This window comes from Xenorhabdus doucetiae (assembly GCF_000968195.1).
Classification (GTDB): Bacteria; Pseudomonadota; Gammaproteobacteria; order Enterobacterales; family Enterobacteriaceae; genus Xenorhabdus; species Xenorhabdus doucetiae.
In genome coordinates this window covers 2,384,499-2,397,658 of the sequence record NZ_FO704550.1, presented here as the reverse complement: position 1 = coordinate 2,397,658, position 13,160 = coordinate 2,384,499, and the positions used below count along the sequence as shown (strand labels likewise).

Sequence of the window (13,160 nt, the reverse complement as noted above, 5' to 3'; positions counted from 1 at the left end):
GTGCTCCAGTAACATCATCAAACCGTGGTAAGTGTCCTGAACGGCGTCTTGCACGGTGCGGTTGGTCAGGGAAACCCGGATGGGCAGGGTATTGATAAATAATCCTAATATTTGTTCTGCCTTCGCTCCGCCCTGAAATCGGCCCAATAGCACAGAGCCAAACACCACGTCATCACGGCCGCAGGTCTTGGCCAGTACCTGTGCCCAGGCGACATGGAACAGCACACCGGGACTGACGCCCAGACGGCGCGCCTGAGCACGGATCGCGTTGGCCAGTGCCGGGGTGACAGGGAGACTTGTCTCGGTAATGCGGTCGTCATCCGTATGGACTTTGAGTATCCCAAACGGCGCAGTCGGTTCGTCAATATCGGCCAGTTGGGCACGGAAATAAGCCTCGTGTGCGCCAGCCGGGATGCGTAAGGTTTGGGCGATAAAGTTGCGATAGGGCAGGACAGCCGGTAGGGTTTCGGCATGGCCCCGCAATATCTGGGCCATTTCCGCGAAAATCATATTCATTGCCGTATGGTCACTGACCAGATGATGAAAACGCAATGCCAGTAACCACGCATTTTGTTCCGGATCATGGGTGATATCGGCGGTCAGTAATGGGGCACGGGTCAGATCAATACGGAGCCGGCGGGGATCCGTGGCGGCTCGCAGTTGAACTAAAACATTTTCTTTTGTGTCTGGCATGAAGACATTGACAGGCAGCACAGCCTGACGCCAGACCACCTGAACGGGGTGGGGCAGATCCTGCCAATGGACGGAAGTGCGCAAAATATCATGGCGGTCGATAACCTGTTGCAGGGCAGCCAAAAAGGCATTGAGCCGTTCACGGTTGTCAAAAGCGAGCAAGCAGCGCAGCAGATAATCGTCCCCCTGGGTCTGTAATAGATGGTGGAAGAAAATCCCTTCCTGCAACGGCGCGAGTGGATAAATATCCTGCACATTGCCGGCGCCGCCGGGGATCGCCGCCGTCAGGGCATCTATCTCGGTTTGGGAGAGCGATACCAGCGGCAACATGGCGGAAGTGATCGCCGTGCAGCCGGTGGGAATAAGATTGGCGGGCACGTCGAAAGCCGGTAGCGTGTGCGGGTTTGCTGACAGGGTTTGCGCCAGCGCCCGCAGGATCGGCGTCTCGAACACGTTGCGCACCTCCAGCCGCCAGCCCAGCTTGTGGAGCTGTTCCATCAGGCTGACGATCAACAGCGAGTGCCCGCCAAGTTCAAAGAAGTGATCATGACGGCCGACTTTTTCCAGTCCCAGCAGGTCTTGCCAGATTTGGGCCAGAACGGTTTCCATCTCCCCCTCCGGGGCTTCATAGCGACGGGTGACCACCGCAGATCCATCGGGGGCCGGCAGCGCCTGCCGGTCCAGTTTGCCGTTGGGGGTCAGCGGGAAAACTTCCAGCATCACAAACGCGCTGGGCAGCATATAGTCCGCAAGGTGCCGGGCAAGCTGCCGGCGCAGTGCGGCCGGCAGCAGTTCAACGCCCTCCTGTGGCCGCAGGTAGGCCACCAACTGTTTTTGCCCTGTCGCGTCTTCGCGGGCGAGAACGACGGCCTCGCGCACGCCGTGACACTGCATCAGTTGAGCCTCGATTTCACCCAGTTCAATGCGGAAACCGCGCAGCTTGACCTGAAAATCATTGCGGCCGAGGTATTCAATCGTGCCGTCGGGCAGCCAGTGGCCGAGGTCGCCGGTCTTGTACATGCGGGCACCAGGGGCGGCAGAGAACGGATCAGCGACAAAGCGTTCTGCGGTGAGTTCAGGCCGGTTCAGGTAACCCCGCGCCACGCCGGCACCGGCGATATAAATTTCACCGGCCACGCCGAGGGGCACGGGCTGGCCCTGAATATCCAGAATATAAATTTGGGTATTGGCCATCGGGCGGCCGATGCTGGGTTGCGGCAGGGATAAATCCACCGGGCAGAAACTGGCATCCACCGTACATTCTGTGGGTCCGTACACATTGATAAAGCGGGTGGTTTTTATCTGTTGCAATGTGAACCAGATCTGGGGAGGAATGCTGTCCCCCCCGATCAGTACCTGCCTGGGTTGATACCCGGCGGTAGTTCCCAAACCGGCGTCCAGTAGCCATTGCAATTGAACCGGGGTGCAGTCAAACAGATCCACGGCATGGCGGGCAAAATAGTGCCAGAGCGCCAGGCCATCGGTACGCAGGGTTTCAGGGACGAGCACCAGAGTATGGCCGGCAAGCAACTGGAACCAGCTACTCACAGAGGCATCGAAGACAATACTGGCATTCATGGCCACGCGGCACGGTGGCGTGAGGGCAAGTAGGCGATTCAATCCGGTATAAAGATTGATGACATTCCGGTGCGCCACCATCACCCCTTTGGGCCGTCCGGTAGAGCCGGAGGTGTAGATCACATAGGCCAGATGCTGTGAAGTCAGCCCCAGCGCCTGAGCGTCAGGGTTTTCTTCCGATCCGTTATCCAGTACCGGAGAACCGGCATCAAGGATTACGGTGGGCTGGTGATAATCCAGTGTGTCTAGCAGAGCCGCTTGGGTAAGTAATACCACCGGCGCAGCATCCGCCAGCATATAGTCCAGCCGTTCGGCCGGATAAGCGGGATCTAAGGGGACATAGGCCCCGCCGGCCTTCAAAATAGCCAACAATCCCACCATCATTTCCAGACTGCGCTCGGTACAAATCGCCACCCGATCATCCGGCTTTACTCCCAGTGCTATCAGATGGTGCGCCAGCCGGTTGGCACGGCGGTTCAGTTCACCATAGCTGAGTGTCTGTTCCCCAAACACCACGGCGGTCGCTTCAGGTGCCCGTGCCGCCTGTGCTTCGAACAGTGGGTGGATCAGCGCATCCTGCGGGAAATCCGCCTGTGTGGCATTGAAATCGACCAACAATTGTTGCCGCTCTGATGCCGGCAGCAGGGGCAGGGTGGCAATGGTCTGTGTTTCATCGGCGGTCATTGCCGCCAACACATTGGCTAAGTAGCCGATCACGCGCTCAATCGTGGCCGCATCGAATAAATCAACGGCATAGCCCAGTTCACCGCTCAAACCCGCCTCGGTTTCCGTCAGGGACAGGGTCAGATCAAAATGCGCGCTCTGGTGTTCTTGCTCGACAGGGGTGAGTTGCAGATCCGGTAAGGCCAGATTTTGTAATGTCGCATTCAGGGGCGTATTGTCCAGGGCCAGCATCACCTGAAAGATCGGGCTGTGGCTCAGGCTGCGTTCCGGTTGGAGCGCTTCCACCACCTGCTCAAAGGGCAGATCCTGATGGGCGTAGGCGGCCAGCGCCCGCTCACGGACTTGGGTGAGCAGGTCGGTAACCGTGGTGCGGTCATCCAAAGTGACCCGCAAGGCCAGCGTATTGACAAAGAACCCGATCAATCCCTCCAGCTCATGGTGCTGGCGGCCGGCAACCGGCGTACCAATAACGACTTCCTCCTGACCACTCAGCCGGGCCAGCACAATACTCCAGCCGGTGAGTACGGTCATAAACAAGGTGGTGTTATGGCGTCGTCCCAGCGCCTTAAGCGCAGCGACCAACTCCCCATCAAAATGCACAGGGCAATGGCTGCCGACATAGCGCTGTACCGCCGGACGAGGCCGATCTGTGGGCAGGGTCAGCAAGGCCGGCACCCCGGTAAGCTGGGAACACCAGAAATCGCGTTGAGCTGCAAGGTCGGCGGCTTGCAGCCTGTCGCGCTGCCAAACCGCATAGTCGGCATACTGAATGGGCAACGGAGGTAAGGGATCGTCCTGACTATCAAGGGCGGCACGGTAGAGCGTGGCCAGCTCCTGCATCAGCACCGCGAGGGACCAGCCGTCAGAAATAATATGGTGTTGGGTGATCAATAAGACATGTTCTTCTTCGGCCAGTTGCAGCAAATGACCGCGGATCAGCGGGCCTTGGCTAAAGTCGAAAGGCGTCTGCCATTCAAGCGCGGTCAAGGCAGCAATACGCTGGCGGTGATCGTCCGGCGTTAATGCGCGCAGATCTTGGCAGAACAGGGCAAAACCGGTGTCAACCGGATCGAGTTGCTGGCAGGGCTGGCCTTCAATCAGCACAAAGCGCGTGCGCAGGCTTTCATGGCGGGCAACCAAGCAATTGAGGGCGTGGATCAGGGCAGGGCGATTAAGCCGTCCGGTCAGATGTAACGCCAGCGGGATATGATAGGCCAGACTGGCCGCCGGATCGAGTTGCCCCAGAAACCACAGCCGTTGCTGGGCAAAAGAGAGCGGCAGCGGCTGCAAGCGATCCGCCAGCGGAATGGTCACCTGTGTGGTGACTGCCGTCTCTGTCAGTGTCTGGGCCAGTTCAATCAGACGCGGCCGGTCAAAGAGTGACTGCAAGGGTAATTCGCGCGCCAGTACCTGACGCACCCGCGAAGCCAACTGTACCGCCAGCAGGGAATGACCGCCAAGCTCAAAGAAGTGATCATGGCGGCCGATGCGTTCCAGCCCCAGCACCGCCTGCCAAATCCCGGCCAGGGCGATTTCGATTTCACCCACCGGTGCCTCATACGCTTGCGTCACCACGGACGATGAATCCGGGGCAGGCAGTGCCTGCCGGTTGATTTTGCCATTGGGCGTCAGTGGGAAAGCGTCCAGTATCACAAATGAGCTGGGCAGCATATATTCAGCCAGATGCTGGGCAAGTTGCTGGCGCAGTTCAGTTGGCTGGAGTTTAACACCCTCTTGTGGACGCAAATAGGCCACCAGCCGTTTCTGATTGGGTTGGTCTTCGCGTGCCAGTACGATCGCTTCGCGCACACCGTGGCATTGTTCAAGCTTGGCCTCAATTTCCCCCAGTTCAATGCGGAAACCGCGTAATTTCACCTGAAAATCATTACGGCCGCAGTACTCGATATTACCGTCGGGTCGCCAGCGACCGAGGTCGCCGGTCTTGTACATCCGGGCATCGGGATCGGCAGAGAACGGATCACGCAGGAAACGTTCCGCCGTCAATTCTGGCCGGTTGAGGTAGCCGCGGGCGACGCCGGCACCGGCAATATAAATCTCGCCGATGACACCCCGCGGGACGGGTTGGCCGTGGTTATCCAGAATATAGATGCGGGTATTGGCAATCGGGCGGCCAATGGGAGGCGCACTCTCTTCCTGACTGTCACAGGGATAGAGGGTGGCACAAACGGTGGTTTCCGTCGGGCCATAGCCATTGAACATCTGCCGCCCCTTCGCCCAGCGCTTGACCAGGGCTGGCGGGCACGCCTCTCCCACCACCAGCAAGGTGTGTAAGCTATCGGGCAGTGCATCCATCGTCGCCAGCGCGGTGGGTGGCAGGGCGACATGACTAATGGCATGGGCGGTCAGATAGCCGGACAGGATTTCACCGGGCAGCAGGTCGGCACGTTTGGCGAGATAGAGGCTGGCACCTGCCGTGAGAGTCATGCCGTATTCAAAAATGCAGCCATCGAAACTGTTCGAGGCGAACTGTAAGACGCGGCTGTCAGGGGTGAGTGCCAGCACATTTCGCTGGGTGGTCACCAAATTGCACAGGCCGCGATGTTCGAGCATCACCCCTTTGGGTTGGCCGGTGGAGCCGGAGGTGTAAATGATATAGGCCAGATGGCGGGATGTCAGCCCCAGCGATTGTGCCTGCGGATTGTCATCGGGCTGAGCTGCCAGAAGGGCTCCCTGTGTATCAAGCAGTACCGTCGGTATGGCACTGTCTAACCGATCACTGTCTAATCGATCAAGGAGTACGGATTGAGTCAGTAAGACCACCGGAGTGGCATCTTCCAGCATATACGCCAACCGATCAACCGGATAGGCGGTATCCAGCGGCACATAAACCCCGCCGGCTTTAAAGATAGCGAGCAGGCCAACAATTAATTCCAGACCGCGTTCAACACAAATGGCGACCCGATCATCCGGCCGTATTCCCAGTGCAATCAGGTGATGGGCCAACTGATTGGCACGACGATTAAGCTCGCCATAACTGAGCGTTTGTCCCTCAAATACCGCTGCGATATCCTCAGGCCGCTGTGCCGCCTGCACTTCAACCAGTTGGTGGGTCAGCGCCTCTTGCGGGAAATCCGCCTGTGTGGCATTGAAATCCACCAGCAATTGCTGCCGCTCTGCCGTGGGCAGGATCGGAATAGTCAGGATCGGCTGTTGTGGGTTGTGAACCAGCGCCTCAACCAAGCCACTCATGGCCGTCACCAGATAAGTGTTAATTTGTGTCGGTGCTATGCCGGTTACGGTCAGGGCAGTCAGTTGAAAGTCATCCCCTAAATCATCCACTGCCAGGTTAACGGGATAATTAGTGCGCTCTTCTGCCGCCAAAAGACGGATGCCCGGCCCGATAGCACTGACTATCGCTGTGTCATCAGCTTGGCTATGACGATAATTCAGCAACGTGCTAAATAAGGGGATCGGCTGTGTCACGCCACTGCACTGTTGTGCCAGTGCCAACGGTGCCTGCTCATGTTCCAGTAAGCGGGTCAGGTTACGGTAAGTCTCCTGCACGATGTCTTGTACGCTGCGCCCGCGCAAGGAGAGACGAATGGGCAGGGTATTGATAAACATGCCTAATATCTGATCGGCACCGGAAATACCTTGCAGACGCCCCAACAGTACGGAGCCAAACACCACATCGTCACGGCTGCTGGTTTTGGCCAGAACTTGCGCCCAGGCGACATGGAACAGCACACTGGAACTGACGCCCAGACGGCGTGCCTGTGCCCGGATCGCGTGTGCCAGTTCAGGTGCCAGCAATAGGCTGGCCTGTGTCAACGGATTGCTATCATCGGCTAACTCCCCCGATTTTGGCCGGTCTTTAAGGGTGAGTACCCCAAACGGCGCGGTGGGTTCGTCAATATCAGCGAGTTGTTGGCGGAAATAATCTTCATGAATGGAAATCGGTGTATTCAGTGTCTGGGCGATGAAATTACGATAGGGCAGTGCCACAGGCAGGGTTTCTTGCCCCTGCAATAGCAAGGCCATTTCAGCGAAAATCAGCTCCAGTGTCAGGTGGTCGCTGACCAGATGATGGAAACGCAGTACCAGCAACCACGCATTTTGTGCCGGATCATGGGCGATATCCGCCGTGAACAAGGGCGCACGGTTCAGATCGATACGATGCAGGCGTGGATCAGTGTGCTTTTGTAGTTGTGCGGCTACGTCGTCCATTGTCGCCGGGGTGAAGACATTGATATTCAGTGATGCCTGACGCCAGACCACCTGAACGGGCTGGGGCAGATCTTGCCAGTAGACTGCGGTGCGCAGGATATCATGGCGGTCAATCACTTGTTGCAGGGCAGTCAGAAAATCATCAAGGTGCTCACGGTTATCAAACGCCAGCATGATATGTGATAAATAGTCATCACCTTGGGTTTGTAACAGATTATGGAACAGGATCCCCTCCTGCAAGGGTGCCAGCGGATAGATATCCTGTACATTGCTTGCCCCGCCCGGAATGGATTCAACGAGGGTGTCAATCTCGGTTTGGGACAGCGAAACCAGCGGCAACATAGCGGGGGTGATGGCCGTGCAGTCTGGCGGGATCAGGTTGGGCGGCACGACAAACGCCTCGGTGTGACGCCGGAGAGCCTGCGCCATATCGGCGAGGACGGGGGTGGTGAAGACATGGCGAACATGGAGCTGCCAGCCCAGCAGACGCAGTTCTTCGATCAGGCTGACAATCATCAGCGAGTGGCCGCCGAGTTCGAAGAAGTGATCATGGCGGCTGACCGAGGGCAAGTTTAATAGCTTCTGCCAGATTTGGGCCAGCGCGGTCTCCGTTTCACCGATGGGGGGCTGATGGTTGCGGGTGGCGATAGCGGATGAATCAGGTTCCGGTAGTGCCTGCCGGTTGATTTTGCCATTGGGCGTCAGGGGGAAAGTCGCTAAGGTCACAAACGCGCTGGGCAGCATATAATCGGCCAAATGCTGGGCGAGTTGCTGACGCAGTTCCGCCGGCACCAATTCAATCCCTGCCTGTGGCCGCAGATAGGCCACCAGCCGTTTTTGGCCCGGCACATCTTCGCGCGCCAGCACAATGGCTTCGCGTACGCCGTGGCACTGTTCAAGTTTCGCCTCAATTTCCCCCAGTTCAATGCGAAAACCGCGTAATTTCACCTGAAAATCATTGCGGCCGAGGTATTCGATATTGCCGTCGGGTCGCCAGCGACCAAGGTCACCGGTTTTGTACATCCGGGCCTCTGGCTCTGAAACAAATGGATCTGGCAGGAAGCGTTCCGCCGTCAGTTCCGGCCGGTTGAGGTAGCCGCGGGCGACGCCGGCACCGGCAATATAAATCTCGCCGATGACACCCAGCGGAACGGGTTGAGCATGGGCATCAAGAATATAGATGCGGGTATTGGCAATCGGATGGCCAATAGGCGGTGCACTCTCTTCCTCACTGTCACATTGATAAAGGGTGGCCCAAATGGTGGTTTCCGTCGGCCCATAGCCATTGATCATCAGCCGTCCCTGCGCCCAGCGTTTGACCAAGGTTGGCGGGCACACCTCTCCCGCCATCAGCAACATTTGCAGGGTATCGGGCAGTGCATCCATCGCCGCCAGCGCGGTCGGTGACAGGATCACATGGCTAATAGCATGGGTGGCCAGGTAGCCGGACAAGATCTCACCGGGCAGCAGGTCGGCACGTTTGGCGAGATAGAGGCAGGCACCCGCCACAAAAGTCATGCAGTATTCCAAAATGCAGGCATCGAAACTGTTCGAGGCGAATTGTAAGACGCGGCTGTCAGGGGTGAGTACCAGCGTTTTTTGTTGGGTGGTAATTAAATTACACAGGCCGCGATGTTCAATCATCACCCCTTTCGGTTGGCCGGTGGAGCCGGAGGTGTAAATCACATAGGCCAGATGGCGGGATGTCAGCCCCAGCGTTTGTACCTGAGGATTATCATCGGGCTGAGCCGCCAGACGGGGAGCTGGTATATCAAGTAATACCGTCGGTATGGCACTGTCCAGTCGGTTAACTTGTTCCGCTTGAGCCAGCAAAACCACGGGCGTGGCATCTTCCAGCATATAAGCCAACCGATCGGCCGGATAGGCGGGGTCCAGCGGCACATAAGCCCCACCGGCCTTAAGGATAGCCAGCAGGCCAATCACTAACTCCAGACTGCGTTCGACACAGATGGCGACCCGGTCATCCGGCCGGACACCGAGCGCAATCAGATGATGGGCCAGTTGATTGGCACGGCGATTAAGTTCGCCATAGCTGATTGTTTGTTCTTCAAATACGGCGGCGGTAGCCTCCGGTTGCCGTGCGGCCTGTGCTTCAACCAGTTGGTGGATCAGCGCATCTTGCGGGAAATCCGCCTGTGTGGCATTGAAATCCACCAGCAATTGTTGTCGCTCTGATACCGGCAGAATAGGCAGGGTGGCGATGGGGTGTGTCTCATCTGCTACCATGGCCGCTAGCACATTTTTCAGGTAACCGACCATGCGTTCAGCCGTTGCGGCGTCGAACAGATCGGCCGCATAAACCAGCTCTCCGGTCAGACCCGTGTGGGTATCAGTCAGCGATAATGTTAAGTCAAATTGGGCGCTGGGAGACATCGGTTCAAGTAGTGAACATTGTATATCGGGCAGGGTCAGCTCTTGGAATGGTGTGTTGTTTAAGGCCAGCATCACCTGAAATATGGGGCTGTAGCTCAGGTTACGTTCCGGCTGGAGTGCCTCCACCACTTGCTCAAAGGGCAGATCCTGATGGTCATAGGCCGCGAGCGCCTGTGCCCGGATCGCCTTGAGCAGATCAGTCACCGTGGCGGAATCGTTCAGAGTGACCCGCAAGGCCAGCGTATTGACGAAGAAACCGATTAACGGTTCAAGCTGATAATGGGTTCGGTTAGCCACCGGCGTACCGATGACAATCTCATCCTGACCACTCAGCCGGGCCAGCACAATACTCCAGGCGCTGAGGACAGTCATAAACAAGGTTACGTTATGGCGTTGTCCCAGTGCTTTAAGGGCGGCCAATAAATCCGCATCAAAGTGGACAGGAATTTGCCCGCCGATAAAAGACTGTGCCGCCGGGCGTGGCCGGTCGGTCGGCAAGGTCAATAAGGGCGGCGCGCCTGCCAGTTGAGAACACCAGAAGTGACGTTGTGCCGTGAGCTTGGCTGCTGCTGCTTGCAGCCATTCACGCTGCCAAACGGTGTAATCGGCGTATTGAATGGGCAAGGGTGGCAGGGGATCGTCTTGGCCATTGAGGGCAGCATGGTAGAGGATGCTCAGTTCACGCATCAATACGCCGATGGACCAGCCGTCAGAGATAATGTGATGTTGGGTCAGCAGTAAGACATGTTCCTCATCGGCCAGTTGCAGCAAATGACCGCGGATCAGCGGACCTTGACTAAAATCAAAAGGTGTCTGTGCTTCGAAGGCGGCAAGTTCAGCGAGACGGCTGGTATGCGCTTCTGGTGTGGACAGGCGCAGATCTTGGTAGGATAAAGTGACACCGATATCAGCCGGATCGATTTGTTGGCAAGGCTGGCCGGCGACCAGAACAAAGCGGGTACGCAAAATTTCATGCCGGGCGGTTAACTGATTGAATGCGTGGTTCAGGGCAGGGTGACTCAGGTGTCCGTTAAGGCGTAATATCACCGGAATATGATAGGCCAGACTGGCTGCTTGATCGATTTGCCCCAGAAACCACAGCCGTTGCTGCGCAAAGGATAACGGTAACAGCTGGCTACGGTCAGTCACGGGGATCGCGACCTGCGCGCTGACGGCAATGTCAGCCAATGTTTGAGCCAAATTCATCAGAACGGGGTGATCGAAGAGTTGTTGTAATGATAACTCCCGTGCCAAATTTTGACGGATCTGGGCGATGAGTTGGGAAGCCAGCAATGAATGCCCTCCCAGTTCAAAGAAATGATCGTGGCGACCCACTTGTTCTAAGCCTAACAAGGTTTGCCAGATTTGAGCCAAGGCAATTTCTGTCTCACCGATGGGTTCTTCGTAGTCACGGGTCGCCACATCTTTTGCATCAGGGGCAGGCAGTGCCCGACGGTCGAGTTTGCCATTGGGCGTCAACGGGAAAGCCGCTAATGTGACAAACGCGCTGGGCAGCATATGGTCGGCAAGGTGCCGGGCGAGTTGCCGGCGCAGTTCGGCGGGCAGGAGTTTGGCATCCGGTTCTGCCAGCAGATAGGCCACCAGCCGTTTCTGATTCGGTCTGTCTTCGCGCGCCAGCACGACCGCCTCACGCACGCCGGGGCACTGTCTGAGGCGGGTTTCGATTTCCCCCAGTTCAATGCGGAAGCCACGTAATTTCACCTGAAAATCATTGCGGCCAAGGTATTCGATATTACCGTCAGGCAGCCAGCGGCCAAGGTCACCGGTCTTATACATCCGGGCATCAGGATTGGAAGAGAAGGGGTCGGCGAGGAAACGTTCTGCGGTCAGTTCAGGCCGGTTCAGATAACCGCGCGCCACGCCGGCACCGCCAATATAAATTTCACCACTCATCCCAATGGGCACCGGCTGACCGTGGCTATCCAGAATATAGATTTGGGTATTGGCGATCGGGCGGCCAATCGGTGGCGCTTTTTCTTCCTGATTGTCACAAGGATAGAGGGTGGCACAGACGGTGATTTCCGTCGGGCCATAGGCATTGAGCATTTGCCGTCCTCGTGCCCAGCGTTTGACCAAGGTTGGCGGGCACGCTTCCCCTCCTACCAGCAAGGTGTGTAAAGTATCGGGTAGTGAATCCATGGCTGCCAGTACGGTCGGTGACAGGAGAACATGGCTAATCGCATGGGTTGCCAGATAGCCGGCCAGTATCTCACCAGGCAGCAGGTCAGCACGTTTGGCGAGATAGAGTCGGGCACCTGCCACCAAAGCCATGCAGCATTCCCAGATGCAGGCATCAAAACTGTTCGAGGCGAACTGTAAGACGCGGCTGTCAGGGGTGAGTGCCAGCGTATTTTGTTGGGTGGTAATCAAATTACTCAGGCTGCGATGTTCAATCATCACCCCTTTGGGTTGTCCGGTGGAGCCGGAGGTGTAGATCACATAGGCCAGATGACGGGCGGTCAGCCCCAATATCTGAGCATCAGGATTGTCAGACGGTTGTGCCGTGAGCTGTGCCGCTGACAGCCGATCGCGGTCATCAAGGAAATGATCAAGTAACACCGTCGGCAGGGTGCCGGGCAGTTTGTCGCGTTGGGTGGTCTGAGTCAGCAAGAGTACCGGCGTGGCATCTTCAAGCATATAAGCCAATCGCTCAGCCGGATAGGCGGGATCCAGCGGCACATAAGCCCCGCCGGCCTTGAGGATAGCCAGCAAGCCAACAATTAGCCCCAGACTGCGTTCGACACAGATGGCGACCCGGTCATCCGGTTGGATACCGAGTGCAATCAGATGATGCGCCAGTTGATTGGCCCGGCGATTCAGTTCGCCATAGCTGAGTGTTTGCCCCTCAAATACGGCGGCCGTGGCATCAGGACGTTGTGCGGCCTGCGCTTCAAACAGTGAGTGGATCAGTGCATCTTGCGGAAAGTCGGCCTGAGTCGCGTTAAAATCCACCAGCACTTGCTGCCGCTCTGCTAATGGCAATATCGGTAAGTGGCAGATCGGTGTTTCTGGGGATATCAGGTCGGCTTCGGTGATTTCCCCTCCCCTGATTAAGCCACGATAAATATTAGCGACATCTTCAGCGATGAGTCTTAACGTGACCTCGTCACCGATCAGAGGATGGCAGCAAAACTGCCAGTACCAACGCGTATCATTCACGCGTAACAGTTCAAAACGCCAGCGTTCACCCTGCAAATCAAACGGGCGCACAAAAGCGGCCTGAATGTGTTGTTTCGCTTGCTCTTCCGGGTCTGCATGGTCTGAAAAGTCACGGATTGTCACGGAGACATTCCCTGCATCCGTGAGTGCTTGTTGTGGTAATTCTTGACTCTCGACGGGTTGTAAACGCAATGCCTCATGACGATAAACAACGGCTTCAAAAGCACGTACTAACAGCGCCTCATCCAATTCACCCTCAATCAGAACCACTGAACCAAAATGGTAACAAGTACTATTAGGATGGAGGTATTGAGCGAGCCAAGCGGCTTGCTGAGTAGAACTGAGAGAAAATTTAATACTTCTGTTGTTAATGTTATTGCATGACTTAGGCATTGCTCAACTCCTGTTCATGATATTAATTAACTTTGTCAATGAATTAAATT

1 protein-coding gene (only partly in view) is annotated in these 13,160 nt (G+C 56.7%); it reads right to left on the bottom strand.

What is annotated here, in order from left to right; translation table 11 throughout:
- Positions 1-13,110, bottom strand: the 5' portion of a protein-coding gene (locus XDD1_RS10515; protein WP_045970995.1) for a non-ribosomal peptide synthase/polyketide synthase. Its footprint begins 8,823 nt before the window's first position; only the first 13,110 of its 21,933 coding nucleotides appear in the window; the start codon lies at positions 13,108-13,110; its stop codon lies beyond the left edge, outside the window.
- Positions 13,111-13,160 lie beyond the last annotated feature (50 nt).